The 23,215-nt window shown below is 61.6% G+C and carries 20 protein-coding genes; 16 read left to right on the forward strand and 4 right to left on the reverse strand.

Annotated elements, in window-relative coordinates; translation table 11 throughout:
* The first annotated feature begins 23 nt into the window (after positions 1–23).
* The 9 genes from kdsB to RIG82_04800 all read left to right on the forward strand — a co-directional run bounded on the left by kdsB (position 24) and on the right by RIG82_04800 (position 10,843).
* Positions 24–785, forward strand: coding sequence for a 3-deoxy-manno-octulosonate cytidylyltransferase (gene kdsB, locus RIG82_04760; protein MEQ9460241.1), 762 nt, complete (start codon positions 24–26; stop codon positions 783–785).
* Between the two features lie 344 nt (positions 786–1,129).
* A complete protein-coding gene (locus RIG82_04765; GenBank protein MEQ9460242.1) occupies positions 1,130–1,426 on the forward strand; it encodes a hypothetical protein in 297 nt (98 codons plus the stop codon).
* 41 nt (positions 1,427–1,467) lie between these two features.
* Positions 1,468–3,915: a hypothetical protein gene (locus RIG82_04770; protein ID MEQ9460243.1), complete on the forward strand. Its 2,448-nt coding sequence runs from the start codon at positions 1,468–1,470 to the stop codon at positions 3,913–3,915.
* A gap of 62 nt (positions 3,916–3,977) precedes the next feature.
* Entirely contained in the window at positions 3,978–5,804 is a 1,827-nt protein-coding gene (locus RIG82_04775) for a CTP synthase (GenBank protein ID MEQ9460244.1), read from the forward strand.
* Between the two features lie 272 nt (positions 5,805–6,076).
* Positions 6,077–6,961, forward strand: coding sequence for a PEP-CTERM sorting domain-containing protein (locus tag RIG82_04780; GenBank protein MEQ9460245.1), 885 nt, complete (start codon positions 6,077–6,079; stop codon positions 6,959–6,961).
* A gap of 134 nt (positions 6,962–7,095) precedes the next feature.
* The gene (locus RIG82_04785; protein ID MEQ9460246.1) at positions 7,096–8,031 is read left to right on the forward strand and encodes a mechanosensitive ion channel; all 936 of its coding nucleotides are present in this window, start codon (positions 7,096–7,098) and stop codon (positions 8,029–8,031) included.
* Positions 8,032–8,117: 86 nt separating this feature from the next.
* Complete coding sequence (locus RIG82_04790; protein MEQ9460247.1) at positions 8,118–8,864, forward strand: DUF481 domain-containing protein; 747 nt, start codon at positions 8,118–8,120, stop codon at positions 8,862–8,864.
* Positions 8,865–8,961: 97 nt separating this feature from the next.
* Positions 8,962–9,711, forward strand: a complete 750-nt coding sequence (locus RIG82_04795) for a prepilin-type N-terminal cleavage/methylation domain-containing protein (protein MEQ9460248.1) — start codon at positions 8,962–8,964, stop codon at positions 9,709–9,711.
* 256 nt (positions 9,712–9,967) lie between these two features.
* Entirely contained in the window at positions 9,968–10,843 is an 876-nt protein-coding gene (locus tag RIG82_04800) for a helix-turn-helix transcriptional regulator (protein MEQ9460249.1), read from the forward strand.
* Positions 10,844–10,918: 75 nt separating this feature from the next.
* Here RIG82_04800 and RIG82_04805 read toward each other — a convergent pair whose 3' ends face one another.
* A complete protein-coding gene (locus RIG82_04805) occupies positions 10,919–11,890 on the reverse strand; it encodes a sigma-70 family RNA polymerase sigma factor (protein ID MEQ9460250.1) in 972 nt (323 codons plus the stop codon).
* 232 nt (positions 11,891–12,122) lie between these two features.
* Between RIG82_04805 and RIG82_04810 the strand changes: the two genes are divergently transcribed.
* Together RIG82_04810 and sthA are read left to right on the forward strand one after the other, a co-directional pair.
* Entirely contained in the window at positions 12,123–12,761 is a 639-nt protein-coding gene (locus RIG82_04810) for a superoxide dismutase (GenBank protein MEQ9460251.1), read from the forward strand.
* A 173-nt stretch (positions 12,762–12,934) separates the two neighbouring features.
* Positions 12,935–14,359, forward strand: a complete 1,425-nt coding sequence (gene sthA / locus RIG82_04815) for a Si-specific NAD(P)(+) transhydrogenase (GenBank protein ID MEQ9460252.1) — start codon at positions 12,935–12,937, stop codon at positions 14,357–14,359.
* Positions 14,360–14,381: 22 nt separating this feature from the next.
* On the opposite strand, the gene nadA is transcribed toward sthA, so the two are convergent.
* Entirely contained in the window at positions 14,382–15,569 is a 1,188-nt protein-coding gene (gene nadA / locus RIG82_04820) for a quinolinate synthase NadA (protein ID MEQ9460253.1), read from the reverse strand.
* A 113-nt stretch (positions 15,570–15,682) separates the two neighbouring features.
* Here nadA and RIG82_04825 point away from each other — a divergent pair, with 113 nt between their 5' ends.
* Together RIG82_04825 and RIG82_04830 are read left to right on the forward strand one after the other, a co-directional pair.
* Positions 15,683–16,717 carry a 4Fe-4S dicluster domain-containing protein gene (locus RIG82_04825; GenBank protein MEQ9460254.1) on the forward strand — a complete coding sequence of 345 codons (1,035 nt, stop codon included), beginning with the start codon at positions 15,683–15,685 and terminating at the stop codon, positions 16,715–16,717.
* A complete protein-coding gene (locus tag RIG82_04830) occupies positions 16,710–17,822 on the forward strand; it encodes an RnfABCDGE type electron transport complex subunit D (GenBank protein ID MEQ9460255.1) in 1,113 nt (370 codons plus the stop codon). Before RIG82_04825 ends, RIG82_04830 begins: the two co-directional genes overlap by 8 nt.
* A gap of 6 nt (positions 17,823–17,828) precedes the next feature.
* Here the strand turns inward: RIG82_04830 and RIG82_04835 are convergent, their stop codons facing one another.
* Complete coding sequence (locus RIG82_04835; protein ID MEQ9460256.1) at positions 17,829–19,685, reverse strand: hypothetical protein; 1,857 nt, start codon at positions 19,683–19,685, stop codon at positions 17,829–17,831.
* A 68-nt stretch (positions 19,686–19,753) separates the two neighbouring features.
* Between RIG82_04835 and lptB the strand changes: the two genes are divergently transcribed.
* Genes lptB through pdxH form a run of 3 tightly spaced genes read left to right on the forward strand, consistent with a single transcriptional unit; the run spans position 19,754 to position 22,046 of the window.
* Complete coding sequence (gene lptB, locus RIG82_04840) at positions 19,754–20,536, forward strand: LPS export ABC transporter ATP-binding protein (GenBank protein ID MEQ9460257.1); 783 nt, start codon at positions 19,754–19,756, stop codon at positions 20,534–20,536.
* Positions 20,533–21,414, forward strand: a complete 882-nt coding sequence (locus RIG82_04845; protein MEQ9460258.1) for a pseudouridine synthase — start codon at positions 20,533–20,535, stop codon at positions 21,412–21,414. The genes lptB and RIG82_04845 overlap by 4 nt, the downstream gene beginning before the upstream one ends.
* Positions 21,411–22,046: a pyridoxamine 5'-phosphate oxidase gene (gene pdxH, locus RIG82_04850; GenBank protein MEQ9460259.1), complete on the forward strand. Its 636-nt coding sequence runs from the start codon at positions 21,411–21,413 to the stop codon at positions 22,044–22,046. The genes RIG82_04845 and pdxH overlap by 4 nt, the downstream gene beginning before the upstream one ends.
* Before the next feature lie 13 nt (positions 22,047–22,059).
* On the opposite strand, the gene RIG82_04855 is transcribed toward pdxH, so the two are convergent.
* Entirely contained in the window at positions 22,060–23,214 is a 1,155-nt protein-coding gene (locus RIG82_04855; GenBank protein ID MEQ9460260.1) for a glycosyltransferase family 2 protein, read from the reverse strand.
* Between the last annotated feature and the right edge of the window lies 1 nt (position 23,215).

Genomic DNA, 23,215 nt, shown 5'->3' on the forward strand with positions numbered 1-23,215 from the left:
GATGACCTTGTCATCATGGGTGAATGCCCAACCTTCAACGCCTGGTCGTGATTCCTGCCCGCATCGGATCGACACGTTTTGCGCGCAAGGCTCTAGCGAATCAGACCGGTCGCCCGCTGGTGGCCCACGTCATCGAGCAAGCGCTCAAGGCGACGACCATCGACCTGGTGACGGTCGCGACGGATGACGAGCAGATCGCAGAGGCTGCTCGGGCGGCGGGAGCCACAGCGATTATGACCCGTCCGGAGCACCCGAACGGCACCTCGCGCCTCGCCGAGGCGGTCGAGCATGTCGAAGCCGAGCATGGAGAGATCAGCCCCGATGCGGTGGTGCTCAACGTCCAGGGTGATGAGCCTGAGATCGATCCGGCCACCATCGACAAGCTGGCGGACGCGCTGGCGAGTGAAGATCCGAGATCAACGCCCATGGCCTCGGCGTGCTCGCCGTTACCGGACGATCTTGAGGTGAATGACCCCAGCTATGTGAAGGTTGTGCTCAACCGTCAGGGTCGGGCCCTGTATTTCTCCCGTTCAGCGATTCCTTATGAGCGCACGGAGTTCAAGCCGAGGGTGCTGTTGCATCACGGGGTCTATGCATACCGGCGGCACTTTCTCCCGACTTATGCGCAGCTCGACCCGACGCCAGCCGAGCAGGCGGAGTCGCTGGAGCAGCTTCGCGTGCTGGAGAATGGGTACGCGATCCGGCTGATCGAGGTGAAGCACGCCTGCTTCGGGATCGACACGCCGGAGCAGTATGAGGCGTTTGTGAGGCGTTATCCAAATTAAAAGATTGGATCAGCTTAGGAGTACATCATGTACAAAAGACCTAGAGCACATGGCTTCCCATCCCGAGAAACGGTGAGGGACGAACTAGTAAAACTCATATCTGAACTAGGCGGCACCGTACTGACGAGAGGTCGTAACTCCAAGAATTCAGTTTATGAACTAATGGCAGATCGCCTAAATCTCTCTTTCGAAGCTCGAAACTCGACAACCATCGAAGGTGAGAACGCTTGGCGTGCTGAAGTTGGCTTCGCTCGAAAAGACCTTGTTGAAGCAGGGGTTCTCCACCCGGTGCAGAAGGCTGGGCGTGGACGATGGAAACTTGTTGTTGGTAAGGAAGACTGACCATGTCACAGGCAGGAGCAGCAGCGGGTGGAGCGGCGGCGGCGCAGGCCGCGGCGATCGCCAACGCGATCAAGGCGTCGGGGGTGATCGTGCAGGTTGAAGAGGCGTCGTTTATGACGCTTCTCGATCTGGCGGATGAGCCGCTGGTGGTGCACGCTGAGGGGGGCTTCTTTCGGAAGCAGCATCAGTACCTGTTCTCGGTGCGTGGGCTGGCGTTTTATTGCAAGGTGGAGTCCGCCATCCGGCTTCCGGAGCACGCTTTGTTGGTGGAGTCGAAGAAGGTCTGGATTCCTGGGTAGGGTCTTGCAACCGAGCTGAGAGCACAAGAGAATCAGGCTATATGACCCTCCTCCGGGAGTTGCTGATGCGCTTGTTTTTCGTTCGGATTCTGTTGGCTGCTGCTGTGGTGGGGCTGATGCCACTCGACCTGCAGGGGCAGACGCCTATAGCGTCGGAGGATTCTCCGGAGGCCGTCACGATCATGGTCACTGGGCATGACGGTCGACCGATGGACCGTGGGACGGTCACGATCATGACCCGTCCGCCGCAAGGTCAACTTCCGTCTCAGCCCGACTCTCCGCGGTCGGAGCGTGTGACGCTGGAGCTGGACGGCCGGGCTACCTATGTCTGGGTTCCGCAGCGCCCCTTCGAATTCCTGACGGCCACAGCCGAAGCGGAGGGGCTTCCCACCGACCGGTTAACGGTACGGCGAAGAGACGCGCCGCTTGAGATTGCGTTGCGACTGGCTGCGGGTGAGCGACTTGGTGGCAGGGTCAAAGATGACCGGGGCGAGCCGGTCGCCGGGATACGCTTCTGGGTCTACCGTAAGCACCCCGGTGACCAGAACCGTTGGGCGAGCCATGTGTCGTTCGAGACAGACCTGGAGGGACGATGGTCGCTGGAGAATATGCCGACGGATCGCCCGCTGTGGATCCAGGTGGGTCGAGAGCACCGGGATCGTTACGTCGAAGTCCGCCCGGAGGACAGTGAAGACCTTGAGGCGCTGCGTCGGGCCGAACATGTTCTGGTGCTGAAGCGCGGCAGGATGGTGCGGTTACAGATCCTCGATGAACTCGGGGAGCCAACGCAGGAAGTATCGGCGTCGGTCCTTGTGCCGAGTCAGAACACGTCATACGGCAAGCGTGTCGATGAGCAGGGCATCATCGTGGCGCAGGGCCTGACCGACGAAGTGGTGTCTGTGGAGATCTACCCGAGAGATGATGAGCGATATTTTAATCGCACCGTCGAGGTTCAGACGGCGTATGAGGATGAGGCGGAGACAACGACTTACCGACTGGAGTTGAAGTCGAGCCTGGAACTACTGGTGTTGGATGATCAGGGCAAGCCCCTCGCCGATCGGGACGTGAGTGTGCACGGCAGCTCGTTCCCAGGCCAGGGGTTCGATGAACAGGTGTTCTGGCTGGATGAGCAAAGCGACGCGTCCGGACGAGTGACACTGGATGGGCTTCCCGTTGAGGGCGATGTGGTGCTGGTGGTGACGCACGACACGGTTCATTACGGCAGGTTCACGGTCCCACTGGGGACGGGCGAGGTTCAGACGCTTCGGGTCGTTCAGGATGCCCCAAGCCCGTTTCTGGTGTCGGTGATCGACGGGCAGAAAAGCCCGATCCCGAATGCGATGGTTAGGTTTGAGACCTTTGACCAGCCGTTTCATGGCGGTCGCACGGTCGAGAAGGTAGAGATCGCCACGGATGCTGCCGGTCAGGCCCGGTGGGTCCCGTCAGAGCCTCACCGACGGATCATCGTCCACGCAGAGCATTATGATCCGGAGAAGCCCCGGCTGTGCATCATGGCGGCGTCCTACATGGCGAGCATGGGCAGCGAGGAGCCAATCACGATCATGCTCCGCCCCGGGCTCACGGTGGGCGGGGTGATCAAGGATGATCTGGGTCAGCCGGTACCGAACCTGAGGGTGGAGCTACGCGATGTGCGGGGCACGCTGGGCACGATGCCACGCCTCTACCAGTGCTTCCATCACCACACAGTGACCAACTCTGAGGGGCGTTGGATGCTGGGCCCGGTCGACGAGAAAACAGCCGTCGGGCTGTATCTGAGAGATGACCGCTTCCTCAACTCGGGCCTTGAGCGAGGTCTGGACCCCAAGGGACTCGACACGCAGACGCACCAGATCACACTCGAGCGAGGACGCATGATCGAGGCGGTGCTGGTCAACCCACTGGGGCAGCCGGTGGCTGATCAGCGGGTGCTGCTGCGCGATCCTGAGTTCCCCGAACCGCTGTGGCATCCCAAGATGGCGATGACTGATGAAAAAGGTTTCGTACGGTTTCATCGGCTGGAGGACAAGACCTATATCCTCGAGACCGATACTTTCGATGAGAACCTGCTGCCAGAGCGCAGAGAGTCCCGGCCCTGGTTCGCGGGCGATCAGGAGCCAGTCCGTATGGTGCAGAGACCGCGACCAATCGTGGTCTTCGAGGTGGTCGATAGTTTCGGTATCCCGCTGGAAGGGGCTCAGCTGATCTTTCAGGTCGTGCCCGAAGAGGAACCGGAAGAAGGCGAGCCGGTCGAGCGCGGGGATCGCGAGCCAGCGGAGGTGCGAGGCTTTTCTGACTTCAGTTGGACGGACGAGCGTGGCCATACGGAGATGAAGGGGCTGCCTGAAAGCGGCCGGCTCCGAGTGATAATCCAGCATCCGGAACACCCCTCAGAGGTCATCGAAATCGAGATGGGCCAGCCCGAGTACCGGTTACGACTGGGCGATCCGAGCCGAGAGGTGCCCAGCGACCTAATCAGCCTGGCAGGGTAATTGGTCAATAGCGATCAGATCGCGGTCTTGTCCCGGACCCACCCGGCGTGTTACGATGGGACATGCCCCACACGCAAAGCCCATCACCTGAGTCTCTTCTCTCGGAGGTGGGGCACCAGTCCCACGAGTCTGAGTTTTTCAACCCTATCCCCGACGGTTACGTCCGGGGACGGCATAAATATCTGGTGGTTCTTGGGACCGTCATGAGCGGGCTTGGCAAGGGGATCTTCTCCTCATCGCTGGCCAAGCTGCTCAAGGACAAGGGGCTGAAGATCGCGCCGCTGAAAATGGAGGGGTATCTCAACATCGATTCGGGGACGCTGAACCCCTACCGGCACGGCGAGGTGTTCGTGCTCGATGACGGCATGGAAACCGACATGGACCTGGGGACCTACGAGCGGATCCTCGACCAGAACCTGACGCGGGACAACTACACAACGTCCGGTCAGGTCTACCGGAAGGTGCTCGATAAGGAACGCCATGGCGGGTACCTCGGCCGTGATGTGCAGATGATCCCGCACGTCACTGGCGAGGTGAAGATGATGGTCCGCCAGCTCGCCATGAAGCAGAAGGCCGACCTGGTGTGCGTCGAGGTGGGCGGGACCGTCGGCGACCATGAGAACGCGTTCTACATCGAGGCGATGCGGCAGCTCGCGTTTGAGGAAGGGCCCGGCTCGGTCGCGTTCGTGGCCCTGACGTATGTGATCGAACCGCCAGCGTTGGGGGAACAGAAATCCAAGGCCGCTCAGCTCGGGCTCAAGAAGCTGATGGAAGCGGGCATCCAGCCCAATATCGTGGCGGTGCGATGCCAGAGCCCGGTGGAGGACTCGGCCCGCGAGAAGATCGCGATGTTCTCGAATGTCCCGCTCAAGCGCGTCTTCTCGATGCACGACCGCGACTCGGTCTACACCATCCCCGAAGCGATCCGCAAAGCCGGGCTGGATCGTGAGATCCTCTCACTGCTCGATCTTCACAGCCGCGTGGATCAGGTTCACGAGGACGAGCAGCGCGAACTCTGGCGGAAGTTTGTTGCGGACGTCAAGCGGAAGCGCAGTCATCCGATCAAGATCGGTCTGACCGGCAAATACGCTTCGCTGCGGGATGCCTATGCGTCGATCGACAAGGCTCTGGAGCACTGCGCGTCCAGGCTGCGGGCGGAGTTGAGTATCCAGTGGATCGACACGACCAAGATTGAGCCGGAGGCGATCCCCGAGCGGCTCTCGGAACTGGACGCTGTGATCGTGCCCGGCGGATTCGGGGCTCGTGGGACCGAATCGAAGATCGCTTGTGTCCGCCACTGTCGTGAGCAGGGCCTGCCTTACCTGGGGATCTGCCTGGGGTTCCAGATGGCGGTCGTCGAGTATGCCCGGAACGTCGCGGGGATCGAGGACGCTGCCTCCACCGAGTTCGCTCCGAGCACCAGCAGCCCGGTCATCGACATCCTGCCCGAGCAGAAGCAGATCGAGGGCCTGGGCGGGAACATGCGGCTGGGCGGGAAGGATGTGCTGATCCACCCGCACACGCTGGCGGCCCACCTGTTCAAGCCGTCTGATCCGGACCCTGAGCGGGCCTTTACGATCCGCCAGCGGTTCCGCCACCGCTACGAGGTCGATCCCCGGTACATCGAAGCTCTGGAGAAGCACGGGCTGGTCTTCTCCGGTCGTCATCCGGATCAGCCGATCATGCAGATCCTCGAGCTGCCGGCGGGCAAGCACCCCTACTTCATCGGCGCTCAGTTCCACCCCGAGTTGATGAGCCGCCCACTCCGGCCTCAGCCGATGTTCATGGGTTTGGTGGCAGCCGCGATCCAGCATGCCGAGCCGGACTCCGAGCCGGGCAGCACCCGGTCTCGCTGGCTCAGCCCTCTCCACACCCCCCAGACCGCCTGAACCCTCACGCTTACGCCGATCCGCTCTCCGATACGACCTGCAATCTGCCGGGAAAGTCGGTCTGAATCCAGATCATTATGGTTATTCCGCTTGCACCCCGCCTACCATCGCGCATGCTTAGAGCATGTGTGGGCAGTGGCTTCCATGTGTTTGCCCATATTACCCAGACCCTCTGGTTTGGAGAAACTAAGTTCACTTGGGGTCACAAAGTTGTGGCCAGCCTGCGTATCGCTCTGGTTTTGTCACTTTTTTCACCGTACAGGGAGAAGATTATGAAGACTCAGTTTGCTCTCGCCGCCGCCCTTGGCCTCATCGCCACCGGCACCACCCAGGCCGCTCTTATCAGCGACGATTTCGAGGTCGATTCGTCGGGCGATTACACCGTGGTTCAGTCCACGGGTGACAGCACCTCGACCTTTGCCTTCGATTACGTCGCCGCGGGCATCCCGCTGGCTCCTCGCTCGGCCCCTGGCGATAAGGGTGGCCTCCGGATGACCGCCAACGACACCGCTGGTGCCCCTGACCAAATTACCGCGTTCCACAACACCCTCGTGACCCCTCCTGCTGGCAAGGGCTACAAGCTGACTGTTGACGTGTACATGAATGTCAACCTGGCGGCGAGCGGCACGACCGAGTACGCCCATGTGGGCATCGGCGGCGACGGTGCGACGTTCAACAGCATCTTCACCCCGATCTCCGGCTCGGGCATGTTCCATGCATTCACCGGTGAAGGCGGCTCGGGCTCTGACCACCGCTACTACCTCGATCCGACTGCTGGCGGCCCCACCACGGTTCCCGGCTCCGATCCCAGCATGCTCGCTGGCAGCGCGAACGGCACCGCTGCCCTCTACCAGTCGATCTTCCCCACGACCGCGGTCCCCGGCTCGCCGACCAACATCTGGACCACGCTTGAGATCCAGGCGCTCAGCGGGCGTCTGACCGTTTCCTATGACGGCAACATGATCATCGACGCGCCGTTCACCGGCAACCTCGCCGGCTTGGCCAGCCTTGGCTACGCCGACGTGTTCAGCTCGGTTGCCAACCCCTTCCAGTCGCAGTTCGGCGTCTACGACAACCTCGTTGTCGAAGTCGTCCCCGAGCCCGCCTCGGCGGCTCTGCTCGGCCTCGCTGGCCTGGCCCTGACCCGTCGTCGCTAAGTTGACTGACGGTTCGACAATCTGACCCCTTGGCAGCCGCCGGAGACCTTTCTCCGGCGGCTGTTCTTTGCGGTTTGATTCCAGCCAGACCGCCCTTCCTCTCCAGCTTGACCACTCTCTCTGGATACGGGATTATGCTCGATTCAGATCAACTCTCTCAGGAAGGGACCCCCTCCATGCTGCCACTCTGGATGCTCGCTCAGGCCACCCCGGACGCTGCCCCCGCAGAGGCCGCTGCAGAAGCTGCTCCGGCCACAGACTACACCGACCCGACCGTCTGGCAGGACATGGCCTTCGAGTACGGGCCAGCGATCATCACGGCGCTCGTGATCCTCATCATCACCCTCTTCGTGGCGAGTGTGGCATCGGGCATCACCAAGACGGCGATGCGTAAGGTCAAAGTCGATGAGACGCTGACGCGCTTCCTGGGCAAGATGGTCTGGTGGCTGGTCGTGCTCATTGGTGGCCTGACCTCGCTGCAGACCGCGGGTGTTGAAGTAACCGCCTTTGCCGCGGTGATCGCCGCGATGGGCTTTGCGATCGGTCTGGCCTTCCAAGGAACCCTGGGGAACCTCGCCTCGGGCGTGATGCTGCTGGTCTTCCGTCCGTTTAAGGTCGGGGACGTGATCAACGTCGGGGGGACTGTAGGCAAGTGCTTTGAGATCGACCTGTTCTGCACCACGCTCGACACCCCCGACAACCGTAGGATCATCGTCCCCAACGGTTCTGTCTTTGGCAGCACCATCGAGAACATCACGTATCACCCGACGCGCCGGTGCGATGTCGCGGTGGGCACTGAGTACAGCGCCGACCTCGATAAGACCCGTGAGATTCTGCAGAAGGCTATCGCCAGCGTGGACAACATCCTCCCCGATCCCGCTCCACAGGTTTACCTGCTCGAACTGGGTGGGTCGTCGATCAACTGGTCTCTCCGGGTCTGGGTCAACGCCGCCGATTTCTGGGCTGTGCGTGAGAAGCTGACCCGTGCGGCCAAGGTCGAGCTCGACAACGCCGGCATCGGCATCCCATTCCCGCAGATGGACGTCCACCTGTTCAAGCAGGGCGACTGATCAGATTTTTCCCCGGGGCATTCGAGCCCTGCTTATGTTCCCAATGGTTTGCATGAAAGACCTGTATGTTCAAATCACAATCCCTGATGGTGGCAGCCCTTACGGCCTGCCTAAGTGTTCCAGCCCTAGCCCAGGATGATGCTGAAGAAGCAGTCAACCCCGGACTCTTCGGTACCGAGATCCTCGAAGGCTGGGACCGGCGATTCTCTCTGGGTATCGACGGCCAGGAGGGTAACACGTCGGAGTTGAACTTCTTCACTCTTCTCGAACTCAACTACGCCGATGAGACCGACCGTTGGGATATCGACATCAGTTACGACTACGGCACTGAGGACAGCCAGAACACCGACAACGAGTTTATGGCCAGGGTCTTCAAGGACTGGTTGATCCCGGATCAGAAGTACTTCTACTGGGCTGCTGGTGAGTACGAGTACGACCAGTTCGAGTCGTACGAGCAGCGTATCGCCGGCTTTGGAGGTGTTGGCTACGAGCTGTTCAAGAATGAGAAGCACCTGGTCGATGGCCGTCTGGGTCTGGGGGCGATTCAGGAGATCAAGCCCGATGATCTGCGGCCAGAGGGACTCATCGGTGTCGAGTGGACCTACGACATCAACGAGAACCAGGATCTGGTCGCCTCGAACTTCCTGTTCCCGAACCTCGAGGACCTTGGCAAGGCTCGCAACGTCACCGCAGTGGACTGGGTGATCCAGATGGATGCCGCCGAGAACCTGAGCCTCCGCATCGGTATTGAGAACGAGTACGACATGAACGTCGATGGGGGCAGCCGGCGGAACGACTTTGAGTACCGGATCGCTCTGGTTCTCGACTTCTAGGCCTCAATCAGCAACAAAATATCTTGACCCCCGCCGGGCGTCACCTACTCTTTAGTAGGGGAAGCCCGGCGGTTTTTACATGTGTCGAGGTGGTTCATTGCAGCGCATATCAAGACACCAAGTCTCTGCTCACGGCTTTACGCTCATCGAGCTGCTGGTGGTGGTCTCGATCATCGCGCTGCTGATCGGGATCCTGCTGCCAGCACTCGGCATGGCCAGACGGACCGCTAAGGACATGCTCTGCACGACGAATCTTCGCCAGATCGGAGCAGCCTGGCAGTCCTATTGGGTTGACTCCAGCGGCTACACGCCGCTCTTCCGCAACCATATGCACTGGGTCTATGGCGGGAAAAGTGGGCTTGGACAAACCTACACCGATTTTGATAACGGTACGACGTTCCGCCGTCCCCTGAACTATTACATCGGGCTCACGAACAACAACACCAGCGGCCTGGATACATTCAGATGCCCTTTCTCACGAGAGATCAGCCACGGCAACGGCGGGCCAGGCCCCACCAAAGGGCATGACACCTACGAGTATTACGGAAACACCTACATGCTCAACTTCCATCTGGCCCCGCCGCCATCGGTCCGAAAAACACCGGTAGGACTCGCGGAGTTTGAGCTATCTGAATCACTTGTCGTGCTGGCGGGAGATGTTCAGTGGTACTACACCGTCAACGATGCCCACTGGGATGCGAAGTTTCACAATGACGCGGACAAGATGAATCTGCTTTTTGTGGATGGACATGCGAGCTTCATGCAACTCACCCGGGGTGAAGACCAGACAGCCGATTACAGCTTCCCATACGTTCAGCGCGATGCGGAAGCAGAATCTTCTCCCTGATCGCTGCATAGAAAAACCAGTCGGGCCCGGGCTGAATGCCCGGGCCACGAACTGGTCACCACCACGCCCCCCTGTCGTGCCACCCACCCGCCTCTCTACCCCTCCGCCCGGCGGCCGAACCGCTTGAGCGGGGGTTCCTCCCTGAATACGCAGGGATTTCCCCTTGCCTGCGCATCGATCAGAGAAATATCCATAGACAGGGATGATCCGGAGGGTTATGCTTTTTTGTGATTGTTGGCTACCGGGAAATTCGTTTATGAGCCAGACACCCAACCCGAGTCCTGCAGAGGACACTCCCACCCCCCCGGGCTTGGCCGTCGGTAGCGGGGAGGAATCGCTCATCACCGAGGAGGATCTTCGCGCTGTGGTGCGCCTGCTGACCGAGGTCATCCGCGACGAGGGGGACCTGGCCAGTAGGAAAAGAACGCTGATGGACGGGCTGACGCGTCTTGTAGACGCCGATTCATGGCTCTGGACCATTACACGAGATGTCCGCGAAGGCGGGCGGCCGCTCTCCATCTGGATGATGCATGGCGGACTCTCCAAAGACCAGGTCGCGGCCATGCTGGCCTATGCCAACGACCCGGTCGGCCCTCCACCTGAGCACGCGCCGCTGGCTCGACTCCAGCAAGAAGGTCGACACTACACACGCAGGCGTCAGCAACTGATATCCGACGAAGATTTCTACAACGCTGACAGCATCCGCCAGTACGGCAAGCTCATGAACATGGACCAGTACGTCTTCTCGATCTACCCGCTCGAAGAGCCGGACATGATCTCCGGCGTCGGGCTGCACCGGAAGTGGGGACGAGAACCTTTTAGCGAGCGCGACTCAAGACTGATTCACATCGTCTGTAGCGAGATCCGCTGGTTGCACAGCACCGACATGCCGAAGGACCGCGGCCAGAAGAGCCTGGGCCTGTCACCTCGTCAGCGCACGGTCTTCATGATGCTTCTCCAAGGCACCAGCCCGAAGGACATGGCCTCTAATCTGAGCCTGAGCGTCCATACCGTCAACGACCACATCAAGGCGATCTACCGCCAGTTCAAGGTTGGCAGCCGGCACGAACTCGCGGCACGATTCATCAATGGCGACGGCGGGGATCATTCACCAGCAAGTAACACGCCGTAGACCCTCAATCTCCGAAATGAACAACCCCGCACTCAAGAGCACGGGGTTGCTTTGATTTTTCAGACTTTGGCCTTCTTAGTTGAGGACATCGTCCTCCATGTGATCGCGGAGTTTCTCGAGCGCTCGGTTCTGGATCTGCCGGACACGCTCCTTGGTCACACCGATGGTCCGACCGACCTGCTCGAGTGTGTGCCCACGGCCGTTGGAGCGACGCGTTGCTTCTCGGAGTCCGAAACGATGCTCGATCACCGTACGCTCAACGGGTGTCAACTCAGCGGCGTTGTCACGGATGATCTCGCCGACCTCGGCCACGCAGTCTTCCTCGTGAGCCTCACGCTTCTTCTTCAGGAAGTCAGATTTCTCGTACTTCACGTCGTACTCAGCTGAGAACAACCGGCGATGCTTGGTCTGCTTCTGACCCGCGCGGCTAAACGACTTGAGGATCGCACGGCAGGCATAGGTCGAGAACTTGAAACCACGGGAAACATCGAACTTATCGACGGCCCGCAGCAGCGCCATGTTGCCCTCGGACACCATGTCCGCGAACTCCAGGTCATTGGGGCGCGTCCGCTTGGCCATCGCGAGGACCAGAGCCAGGTTGGTGTTGGCAATCTGCTCGCGGTAGGCATCGGCGCGATCGTGCCAAGCGAGAAACTTCTTTGCGGTTTCGACATTGAGCTTGCGTGCCCGTCGGAGTCGGTCATGCAGCTTCGAGGCTCGGTAGCGCGCGTAATTGAACTGCAGGAATAGTGCCCGCTCCTGCTTGGCGGTCAGGAGCACCGTCCCGGCCCGGACCGCCCGCGTTGGCGGGGCGATCAGGTCTTCGATCATCGGCGCGTACCAACTGGTGTCGGGCTCGGGGACCGCTTCGGCCTGCCGGTAGATCAGCTTCTCAGCACGGGCCGGGGGCTCCTGGAAGATCTCGTCATTCATGTAGTCGTAGACTTCGATCTCGAGCAGTTCTTCCAGACGCTGAGCATCGACCGCCCCGAGCTGGGGTCGGCCACTCGGCTTGTTGGGCTTGGTCTTGGTGAGTGTGGCAGGCATAAGGCACTCCATGTACGGCGTTCACTCCTCGCAGGGTCATCGCCGGTTTCCTTACTTGCAACCTAGAATAATTCCAATCTAGGTATCCAGTCAATCACAAACCTCAGACTTCTATTCCCCGGTCTGCCAATCCCTACGACTTCTCCGAGAGTGCCTATACTGTGATGAACAGTCGGCACAGGCGCCGAGTACGACTTAAATACTTTTTGATGCTGAACTTACGGAGCAATTTATGGCCTTCACGCTACCCGACCTGCCCTACGCTCACAATCACCTCGAGCCAGCGATCGATGCCACGACGATGCAGATCCATCACGGCAAGCATCATGCCGCTTACGTCGCCAAGCTCAACGATGCTGTCGCCGGCACCGAATGGGAGGGCAAGTCGATCGAGCAGATCCTGACCTCGCTGGACAGGCTCCCCGCCGATAAGCAGGGCCCAGTCAGGAACAATGGCGGAGGTCACTACAACCACTCACTCTTCTGGACCCTGCTCACCAAGCCCGACACAGGCGGAAAGCCCTCCGATGACCTCGCCAAGGCGATTGAATCCGACTTGGGCGGGATGGACGCCTTCAAACAGGCCTTCTCGAACGCCGCAGCGACTCGTTTCGGCTCCGGCTGGGCGTGGCTCTGCGTCGGCGAGGGCGGCAAGCTCCATGTGAGCTCGACCGCCAACCAGGACAACCCCATCATGCCTAAAGCCTTCGGTGGCCACGGCGAGAAGCACGCCCCGATCCTCGGCGTCGATGTCTGGGAGCACGCTTACTACCTCAACTACCAGAACCGCAGACCCGATTACGTCGCCGCCTTCTTCGACGTGATCAACTGGGCCCGCGTGTCGGAACTCTTCGCCAAAGCCAAGGGCTGATGACAGGCAGTTAAGAACACCGATCAGCCCGCTCCCTGTGAGCGGGCTTTTTGATGCGCTATCGGACGCAGTCTGACTCGACACGACCAAAAGCGCTCACACACCGGCTAAACCGATATGCTCAGGGCGGCGTGCTGTCGCACCGGGAGGGGAACAACCGGAGCCCAAGGCGCATGAGGCACTATGACGCGGTCGTGATCGGAACTGGGCCCGCAGGCCAGAAGGCCGCCATCCAGGCAGCCAAACTCGGCAAGCGGGTCGCCATTATCGAAAAGAGCACCGTCCTGGGCGGGGCTCAGGTCAACACCGGAACTGTGCCCTCCAAGGCACTCCGTGAGGCCGCCCTGCACCTCACCGGAGCGGGCAAGCGTGGGCTCTTCGGCGAGTCGTACCGTGTCAAAAAGACCATCACCATCCGAGACCTCGTCTCGGTCTCCCAGCAGGTCATCCGTGGCGAGTGGGAAGTCATCCGCGACCAGATCGACCGCAACGGCGTCGATCTCATCTGGGGCAAGGCTCACTTCGAGGGCCCCAACCTCATTCAGGTCATGGGCCCCGACCACTCCGACATGATCACCGCTGACGTCTTCATCGTCTGCGTCGGCACACGCCCTGCCAAGCCCGATCATGTCCCTTTCAACGACAGCAACATCCTCACCTCCGACACCTTCCTCGCCCTCGACAAGCTCCCTAAGAGCCTGATCGTCGTCGGCGGCGGGGTCATCGGCACCGAGTATGCCTGCATCATGGCCACGCTGGGTGTCAAGGTCAGTCTCATCGAAGGCCGGCACAAACTCCTGGGCTTTGTCGATAACGAGATCTCCGAGGCGTTGCAGTTCTACATGCGCCGCCAGGGCGTCAGCCTACGCATGGGCGAGAAGGTCGAGCGGATCTTTGAGATCCCCGATGAGGATCGGAACAACAACAACGGCTCAGGCGGGCCACAGGTCATTGCCCAACTCGAATCTGGCAAGACCCTCCGTGCCGAATGCATCCTCTACTCGGTTGGCCGCCAGGGTGTCTGCGCCGACCTGGGACTGGATAACGTCGGCGTGGAGTACGACGACCGCGAACGCCTGCACGTCAACGAGCGCTACCAGACCAACATCCCTCATGTCTATGCCGCTGGCGACGTGATCGGATTCCCCGCTCTGGCTTCGACCTCGATGGAACAGGGCCGACGCGCCATGTGCTTCGCGCTCGGTCAGGAAATCGAGGACTGGAACACGGAGCTGTTCCCCTACGGGATCTACGGCATCCCCGAGATCTCAATGGTCGGCAAGACCGAAGAACAACTCACCGACGCGGGCATCCCCTACGAGGCTGGTATCGCCAGCTACAAGGAAATCGCCCGCGGCCAACTCCTTGGCGACGAGTTCGGCATGCTCAAGGTCCTCATCCATCAGGAGACCCACAAGGTCCTTGGCGTCCACGCCATCGGCACCGGCGCGACCGAACTGATCCACATCGGTCAGGCCGTCATGGCCCTCGATGGCACCGCCGAGTTCTTCATCAACAACGTCTTTAACTTCCCCACCCTCGCCGAAGCCTACAAGGTCGCTGCTTACAACGGGCTCAATAAGCTGGCTCACGTTTAGGCACAGACCTGTATTACAAGGATCACACCACCTGATCCACCGCCGCCTTCAGCGGCGCAGCGCCCGTGATCTCGAGCATCCGATCCAGCGACCGCAGTGACCAGAGCCGGGTGGCATCATCGACTCTGACCTGATTCACCACGCGACCCGCTGCCAGCTCATCAAGCACATACAGCAGGTGGGGAAGGTCGATCCGGTACATCGTCGTACACAGGCACTGGCAATCCGAAAGAATCCGGGCGGTGACACCGCGCTTCTGCGCCGCTTTGCTCAGGCGATTGACCAGATGCACCTCAGTCCCAATCGCCCATCGCGTCCCGGGCTCCGCAGACTCGATCGTCTCGATGATCTTCTCGGTCGAGCCCGTCATGTCCGCCTTGAGCACGACGGCGTGCTCGCACTCCGGGTGCACGATCACCTTCACATCAGGCCACTGCTCTCGGATCTGATCCACATGCTCAGGACGGAACAGCTTGTGGACCGAGCAATGACCCTTCCACAGCAGAAACGTCACCCGCTCCAGCGTCTTCTCGGCATTCCCCCCAAGACCCTCTGGATGGCGAGGGTCCCACACGCAGGTGTCCTTCTCAACGCTGTACCCAAGCTGCGCCGCCGTATTCCGCCCCAGGTGCTGGTCCGGCATGAACAAGATCTTCACCCTCTGGCCCTCGGCCAACGGCGTATCGCCACCCCGAAGCGCCCACTCAATGATCGCTCGGGCGTTCGACGAGGTGCAGACCGCCCCGCCGCGCTCGCCGCAGAACGCCTTGATCGCCGCCGTCGAGTTCATGTAGGTGATCGGCACCACCCGAACATCCTCGGACAACACCTCGTGGACCTGATCCCAGGCATCGATCACATCCTCCAAGTCGGCCATGTCCGCCATCGAACAACCGGCCGACAGGTCAGGCAGGATCACCGACACGTCCTCAGGCGTCAGGATGTCCGCCGACTCGGCCATGAAATGAACACCCGCAAAGATCACGACCTTTGCCCCCACCTCGGTCACACGCTCCGCCGCCAGCTGCGACAACTTGAACGAATCCCCGGTGAAATCCGCGAAGCGGATGACCTCGTCCTGCTGGTAATGGTGCCCCAGAATCACGACAGACGACCCCAGTTCGGCCTTGCGAGCCAGAATCGCTGCGACCAGTTCCTCGTCCGAGGCCTGGGTGTATTTCGGTGCCAGCGGGGGCTGCCAGAGCTGCATGGACCTGACTCCTGATAAGTAGATCGTCCGTAACACTATCGTAGACGTCATCCCCACCCGGGTCGAGACCAGTTCCCGGATGACGCGCCAGCCTGTCAAGTTAGGATGGTTGCATGGATCGACGATGTGGCGGCATGGAGTTTAGGCGGGGTGCAGTCCTGACCGTTCCCGACCCGCCACGGGTCGGGGCGACGCACGCCGTGCCATCCCCCGATAGCCACGACCTCGATACCTGGATCGAAGCCTTCAGGCAGACATCTGGATGGCAGCAACCGGGCATCACGCCGCTGGCCGACCAACTGATAGTCGCCAAAGACCAGCCTCCCGCTCTCGTCGTGCTGGTCGGGATCGATCGCTATCCCCCGTTCGCGATCCGCACCGCCATCCAGCGAACCTGGCCGCGCGAAGCCATCGCCGGGCTCCAACTCATCCGCTCGATTGTCGGCACCCCTCCCGCCATAGCGACGCTCCCGCGCAGCGTGCCGGGGCTTGCCGTCATCCGCAGAAACGCACGAGAGCACAACATCAAACGCCTCGCGCTGGATCCCATCTACCCGGTCGCCGACCCCACACTCGTCGCCTGGCACGCCGCTACAGCAGGACGACGCAAACTACGCCCCGGGCAGAACCCCGCAGAAGTCGGCCTCGTCCTGATCGATCCCTGGCTGTGCGTTCGTCTCGGGCGTTGGTTGCACAACAAGACGCTCGATACCGCCCGTCCGGTCTGGATCGCTCGTCACCCCGATGACTGCCGCGGGTCCATCCACTGGCTCACACCTGGACAGATCCCGCAACAACTCCTGACGCCCGAAGGCCGCGCGATCCTGGGCGACCCGCTCTCGGGAGTTCCCATGAACCCACAAGCTGGAATCCCCGCCGACGCCGAGACCGCCTTCATCGCCCCAGCCTCAAAACCCGCCCCGGCACCCGAACCCTGCATTACCTGCGGGTGGTGCGCCGAAGTCTGCCCGACTCACCTTCGGCCCATTGAGCTGGTGCGCAGGATCGATGCTGGCAAAACCGACAGCCCAAGCCTCGATTGGTGCCTCGACTGCGGACTCTGCACCCGCGTCTGCCCCTCAGGCATCGACCTCGCCACGCCGCTCCGCTCCCGCCACAACGCCAACGGGGGCACCGACGATGGATGAAACAGCCCCAGGCATCTCCGCGTCAAAATCGCCCTGGCTACGCCCGATCGTCAGGACCCCCGCCTACGACACCCTCGCAATCTGTGGCGTCCTCCCCCTCACCCTCATCGCCTGGCTCGGCCTCGGGCATCACGCGCTGCTTCTCACCATCGTCTCAATCGGCAGCACCATGATCGCGGGCCACTTCTCGGCAGTGTTGCTCCACCGATGGCGCTGGACCTGCGTCGCTCCGAGCCCGCGCTACCTGCTCTTCCTGGGCATCGTGGCGTGCCTCCTGCTAAGACCCACTGACACACTCTTGCGCTCGCTTGTCACTGGCATCCTCACAGGCGTCGCCTCGCTCTGGGTCGGTCGGTACACGTCGATTCGCATCCATCCCGCCGTACTCGCGATTGCCATGACCTGGCCTTTGGCTGGCGCATGGACGACCCCCGAGCCAACCACCGCCAACACCGCCTCGGTTCTACGAGTACCCGACTGGCCTGATCCCATCGCAACCGGCGAACCGATTCTCGAACCTCGCCACAGCACCCCGCTGGTGCGCTTCGTCCTCACCGAGGTCGAACTGATCGCAGTGCAACCTCAGCGCCTGCCGCGAATGATTCTCGACGGCACGCTCCCGCCTCTTGGACCCGTGCTCTGGAACCCTCAGCCGCCTAGCCTAGGCATGGTCTCAATCCCCGCCATCCTCCTCGCTTCGGCCTGGCTGCTGCGATGTCGCGTCCTGCACTGGAGAGTCCCCGTCTACGGCCTCCTCGCCGCCTCAGCCGTCGTCGCGTTATCGCCCGGCCCCAGCGGAACATGGACCGTGCTCGAAGCCTTCGTCCCCCTCGGCACAGGTGCCCTCGCTACATGGATTGCCTACGTTCTGCTGGCCACGCCCCTGCCGCTGATGACCGCCATCGTCGCTGGCTACGCCATGCCCATCAGCATCCCCGGCCGAGCGATCTTTGCCGCGGTCATAGGCGTCACCGGCACCATCGCCATGGTCATCACCCAGCAACCCGAAGGGCTCCTCCTAGGCGTCATCATCGCAGGACTCTTGAGCCGTCCCCTCGACCACGTCCGCAGCAGCCCGTTCGTCCCCGGTAGCTTCGTCGATTAACAGGCATCAACCCTCGGTCTTGCTCTGACGCACCGCGTGATCGAACCCGCTGAGCGTCAGGCTCATCCGCCCGTACACAAACACCCCATACACCGCCGCACTGATGACCGAGCCTAACCCCAGCGCTACCCGACCCGTCATCGGATAATCAATAAACCGCGCACCCACCGTCCAGGGATCGATCAGCAGCACCAGATGCGTCATCGGATTGATCGCGTTGATCAGCACCCCGAACTGTGGGATGTTCCCCGCCGCGTTCAAACCGAGTACCGCCGTCAAACCGAGCAACCCCAGCACCACGACCAGCGTCGGCACCAGCGCACTCATAATGTTCCGCGACGTGATCGACCGGCCCAAACCAACCACAATCGCCGCCGCGAGCATCGGCAGATAACTCATCGCCAGCCACAGCGGGGCCTCGGGCAACACCAACGGAACCTCTCGCGTCACCGCACCACTAGCCCCGATCGCTCCGGTCACGCTGTACACCGCCGAAGTCCACCCCAGACTCTGACCAGTTAGGCTATACCCCGCAGGCAAAGCCAGCGTTACCATCGCCCCGATCACCAATGGGAGCAAACCGCTGAGCAACCCCCGCATTTTTCCCCACAGATAAGCCTTCGAGCCAATCGGCGTCGTCAACAATAAGTCCAGCGTCCCGTCTTCACGCTCACGCGCAATCGTCGCCGAAGCATAAAAAACTCCAATCAACAGACCCAGGCTCATCTGCAGCATCACCAGCAGCAAGACCACCTGCTGCACCACCTGATGCGAAGCTGGTCCTGTCCCAGCGCCCCCACCAAACAACCCCGTCAGCCCATCTCCCGCGTGCATCACCAGCAAAACCACCGTGATCAACACCGAGGCCACCGGCAACAAGAGCCTCGCCAGCTTCGCCATCCATCCGCCACTCAAACGCTGAGACTCCCGCCACGCCACCGGGTTCTTCCACACCTTCACCGCAGCACGGCTGCGACTCACCGTCGTCCGCTGAATCTTCAGCAGCAACCCACTCCGAAGTGTCACCGCAGAACCCAGCAACAAAAGCGTCCCAACTCCCCCCGTCAGCAACATAAACACCGCCAACGGATTGGCCAGATACCACGCCAACACACCCGGATAGCCCACCAGCTCACCAACCTCGGGTGTCCGGTACGACGATGGACTCACTGACGCGGTCAGGACCAGCATTGGGTGCAAGCCCGTCAGCCACGTCGTCTGCCCAGGGTCCAATGTCCGCAGCCACAGGTCCACCCCGTAACCCAAAATCAGATACCCCCCCACACCCACAACAAAAAACAGCACCGCCCCCCGGCCTCCGATCCGCCAGCTCGATAACGCCACCGCCACCGCACCCAGGAAATACACCAGCAACCCCGCCACCACATAAGCCACCAGAATCGACTCGCCCCGCACCCCGCCCAGCAGCCGCACCACCGCCATCAACGGAATACTGCTCGCCAGCAGAGCCAACAGAAAAAACAGCCTCCCCGTCAGCGACCCCAGCACGATCTGCAGATTGCTCAGCGGCGTGGTCAGCAACACCTCCATCGTCCGCCCCGATCGCTCCCCCGATAAGGCCGCCCCTAGAAACACAGGTGTCAGCAGACACAGCAAAATCAACTGCCCGTAAGCCACCGTCGCAAACAGCCTCGACCCCGCCGCCGCCAACTGCCCGGCGTCCCCCGTCGTCGAAAAAGCACCCCCCGACAGCAGGGCGTACATCAGCAGCAGGATCATCAAGCCCAGAAACACACACCGCAGCCATAGATGAGGCGTCCGCCGCGAGGCCGTGTGCACAATCCGCAGCGCCATCGGATTGGCCGGGCCAAGCTGCCAGAACCAGCGAAAGATTGCCTGCATCAATACTCCCAGCCGGGCCAACAACCCGTCCCCCTCAGACCGGCCCGACCCCCGCTATCCTAATGGAGATGTCACTCCTCAACGTACAAGGCCTGCACAAAACCTTCGGCACACGACCCGTCGTCACCGATGTCTCCTTCACCGTCGGCGAAGGCGAGATCATCGGGCTCCTGGGCCGCAACGGGGCTGGCAAGACCACCTCCTTCCGCATGACCATGGGCATGATCCGCCCGAACAAGGGCAGCGTCCTCTTCCACGACCGCGATGTCTCCCAACTCCCCATGTACCGCAGAGCCCAACTCGGCATGGGCTACCTCGCTCAGGAACCCAGCATCTTCCAGCGGCTCACCGTCGAGCAGAACCTCCTGGCCATCCTCGAAACCCGCCCCCACGGCCGCGCCGAGCGTCGCGAACGCTGCGAAGAACTCATGACCCAGTTCGGGCTCACCAAACTCCGCCGACAGCCCGCCCGAACCCTCTCAGGCGGAGAACGACGAAAACTCGAAATCGCCCGCGCCCTCATCTCCGAACCCACCCTCATCCTCCTCGATGAGCCCTTCAGCGGGGTCGATCCCAAAGCCGTCGAAGACCTCCAGGAAGAAGTCCGCCGGCTCCGCTCGCAACGCGACATCTCCATCCTCATCACCGACCACAACGTCCAGCGCACTCTCGAGATCGTCGATCGCGCCTACGTCCTCGCTGAGGGTAAACTCCTCGCCGAAGGCACACCCCGCGAACTCATCAACAACCCGGATGTCCGCGAGAACTACCTCGGCTCGATGTTCAAAGGCGACGAGTTCGACAACACCGCAGACCTCGCAACCACCCCACTCAATCGACCCCAAGCATGACAGCCGATACGCCCACGACACCTGACCCGCTGCGCGACGCAAGCCGTGGCATCCGCCTGCAAAAAGCCATGGCCAACGCAGGCGTCGCCTCGCGGCGCGACTGCGAGGACCTCATCGAGCAAGGCCGTGTCGCCGTCAACGGCACCATCGTCCGCGACCTCCCCGCATGGGTGGACCCCCGTGAAGACCTCATAGAACTCGACGGCGACCCCATCGTCCGCCCGCGCCGCCGACCCAAAAAACCCGGCATCGGCTTTGGTCACACCTACCTGATGCTCCACAAGCCCCGAAGCGTCATCTCGACCAACGAAGACCCCCAAGGCCGCAAACGCTGCATCGATCTCATCGACAAAGGACTCGCCAAACGTCTCTACCCCGTCGGTCGCCTCGACGCCGATTCCACCGGACTCATCATCCTCACCGACGATGGCGAACTCACCCACCGCCTCACCCATCCCAGCTACCAGGTCGCCAAACGCTACATCGTCTCAGTCCGCGGCAAACTCGAAGACGCCGACCTCGACAAACTCCGTAAAGGCCTCTACCTCGCCGACCAGAAAAACAAAACGCACACCGGATCGCCCAAACCCAAGCGTGCCTCGGTCGATGAAGTCCAGATCATCCGCCACGAAATCGACCGCGCTCGGGGCGACCGAACCCTCCTGGGCATCACCCTCAGCGAAGGCCAGAACCGTGAGATCCGCAGGCTCATGGCCCGTGTCGGACTCCAGGTCCGCAGACTCAAACGCGTAGGCGTCGGACCCCTCCGACTCAAAGGCCTCGCCGTCGGACACTGGCGACTCCTCACCACCAGCGAGATCGGCAAGCTCCACAAGATCGTCCACCTCGACCCCAGACTCAAAGGAGAACTGCCATGAGCATCGACGCCATGCGCAGAGACTACGGCGGAACCACCCTCCTCGAAGCCGACGTCGATCCCAACCCGACAATTCAGTTCCGCACCTGGTTCCGGCAAGCCTGCGATGGCGAAATCTACGAACCCAACGCCATGACCCTCGCCACCGTCGGCCGCGACGGCAAGCCCGACAGCCGTATCGTCCTGCTCAAAGGCATCGACGACCGCGGACTCACCTTCTTCACCAACCTCACCAGCACCAAAGCCCACGACATCGCCGTCAACCCACACGTCTCCCTCACCTTCTACTGGGACCGCCTGCACCGCCAGGTCCGGATCACCGGCGACGCCAGCCTCCTGCCCCGTGATGAATCCGAGGCTTACTTCCATACCCGACCGCGCGGCAGCCAGCTAGGTGCCTGGGTCTCCGCCCAATCCAGAATCATCTCAGACCGCAGCGAACTCGAAACCGCCTACGCCAATGCGGAAGAAAGCTTCACTGACAAGGAAATCCCACTCCCCGATCACTGGGGCGGGTACCTCGTGACCCCCAGTCTCTTCGAGTTCTGGCAGGGTCGCACCAGCCGGCTCCACGACCGCCTCCGCTACCGACTGTCCGATGACCTCTGGCTTATCGAACGACTCGCCCCCTGACCGTATTCACGATTCACCCCGCACTCGCGTACGCCCGGCCCCGCCACGTCACCGGCCGACCCCGCAGCGAACGCACCAACGCACTCCACTGGATCAGCACCAGCACCGTAATCCCCACGGGCCGCAACAACGCAGCAAGAACCCCTTGCTTGAATCGCCACGACAACAAACACGTCGTGAACCCCGCCACCACCAAACCACCCGTCAACAACCAACCCGAAACGGCCGTCAACTCAAACCACCCCCGCCACCACATCAACCCCATCACCCAGGGCAGCACCTGCCCACCCAGCAACAACACCGTCCACGGCACAATCGCGCCCGGCGACCCCATCCCCTCGTGCGCATTCTTCGCAAACCCGTGCCACACCTGACCCGCCGTCGTGTACATCCGACACCGTGCCAACCCCGTCCCATCAATCAGGTCCGTGATCATCCCCGCCCGCCGAAACGCCCGGGCCAACGCCAGCGACTCGTGCATCACATCACGCACGACCTCGTGACCACCAGCCTTCACATAATCTCCCCGCCGCGCGACCATCAACTGCCCGCACGCCGCCCCATACGCCGGCAACGCCGTCCGCTTCATACGAAACATCGGCAGATAACCCAGCAGAACAAACAAGATCTGATGAACGATCAGCGTCTCCATCACCGAGCCGGTCACCTGCCGAGGAACGGTCGAAACCAACGCAGCCCTCGACCGCTCCAAACCGCTCACCAACCCGCGCAAACCGCCCTTCTCCATCCGCACGTCCGCATCCATCCACACCAGCACATCGTGCTGCGCCGCCTCAGCGAGCCGCTGACACGCATGAGGTTTGCCGAACCACCCCGAAGGTAACGCGGGCGCAGAAACCAAACGCACCCGCGAGTCATCCTCAGCGATCGCACGCACCACCTCCGCGGTGCGGTCCGAAGACGAGTCATCCATGACAACCACGTCGAGTTCGATCGCCCCCTCCGACTCACTCTCCAAGACTGATCGAACCGCAGCGCCGATCGCGCCCTCCTCATCCCGCGCCGGGATCAGCACCGACACCGCAGGAAGCCCCGTCACCAACGGCTCTGGCTTCCTGTACACCAATAGATTCACAACCACCATCACCGCTGGCAGCAATGCCAGCACCGCGATCGACACCGCCATGATGTCCCAGAAATCCCACACG

The organism is Phycisphaeraceae bacterium, from assembly GCA_040222855.1.
Lineage (GTDB): Bacteria > Planctomycetota > Phycisphaerae > Phycisphaerales > Phycisphaeraceae > Mucisphaera.

Coding starts and splice junctions, on each gene's coding strand:
- nadA (MEQ9460253.1), bottom strand. CDS start 15,569: ATGCAGCTCTGGCAGCCCCCGCTGGCACCGAAATACACCCAGGCCTCG.
- RIG82_04830 (MEQ9460255.1), top strand. CDS start 16,710: ATGGATGAAACAGCCCCAGGCATCTCCGCGTCAAAATCGCCCTGGCTA.
- RIG82_04770 (MEQ9460243.1), top strand. CDS start 1,468: ATGACCCTCCTCCGGGAGTTGCTGATGCGCTTGTTTTTCGTTCGGATT.
- RIG82_04805 (MEQ9460250.1), bottom strand. CDS start 11,890: ATGCCTGCCACACTCACCAAGACCAAGCCCAACAAGCCGAGTGGCCGA.
- RIG82_04810 (MEQ9460251.1), top strand. CDS start 12,123: ATGGCCTTCACGCTACCCGACCTGCCCTACGCTCACAATCACCTCGAG.
- RIG82_04790 (MEQ9460247.1), top strand. CDS start 8,118: ATGGTGGCAGCCCTTACGGCCTGCCTAAGTGTTCCAGCCCTAGCCCAG.
- RIG82_04780 (MEQ9460245.1), top strand. CDS start 6,077: ATGAAGACTCAGTTTGCTCTCGCCGCCGCCCTTGGCCTCATCGCCACC.
- kdsB (MEQ9460241.1), top strand. CDS start 24: ATGCCCAACCTTCAACGCCTGGTCGTGATTCCTGCCCGCATCGGATCG.
- RIG82_04785 (MEQ9460246.1), top strand. CDS start 7,096: ATGCTCGATTCAGATCAACTCTCTCAGGAAGGGACCCCCTCCATGCTG.
- RIG82_04800 (MEQ9460249.1), top strand. CDS start 9,968: ATGAGCCAGACACCCAACCCGAGTCCTGCAGAGGACACTCCCACCCCC.
- RIG82_04765 (MEQ9460242.1), top strand. CDS start 1,130: ATGTCACAGGCAGGAGCAGCAGCGGGTGGAGCGGCGGCGGCGCAGGCC.
- RIG82_04845 (MEQ9460258.1), top strand. CDS start 20,533: ATGACAGCCGATACGCCCACGACACCTGACCCGCTGCGCGACGCAAGC.
- lptB (MEQ9460257.1), top strand. CDS start 19,754: ATGTCACTCCTCAACGTACAAGGCCTGCACAAAACCTTCGGCACACGA.
- RIG82_04825 (MEQ9460254.1), top strand. CDS start 15,683: ATGGATCGACGATGTGGCGGCATGGAGTTTAGGCGGGGTGCAGTCCTG.
- RIG82_04835 (MEQ9460256.1), bottom strand. CDS start 19,685: ATGCAGGCAATCTTTCGCTGGTTCTGGCAGCTTGGCCCGGCCAATCCG.
- RIG82_04775 (MEQ9460244.1), top strand. CDS start 3,978: ATGCCCCACACGCAAAGCCCATCACCTGAGTCTCTTCTCTCGGAGGTG.
- pdxH (MEQ9460259.1), top strand. CDS start 21,411: ATGAGCATCGACGCCATGCGCAGAGACTACGGCGGAACCACCCTCCTC.
- sthA (MEQ9460252.1), top strand. CDS start 12,935: ATGAGGCACTATGACGCGGTCGTGATCGGAACTGGGCCCGCAGGCCAG.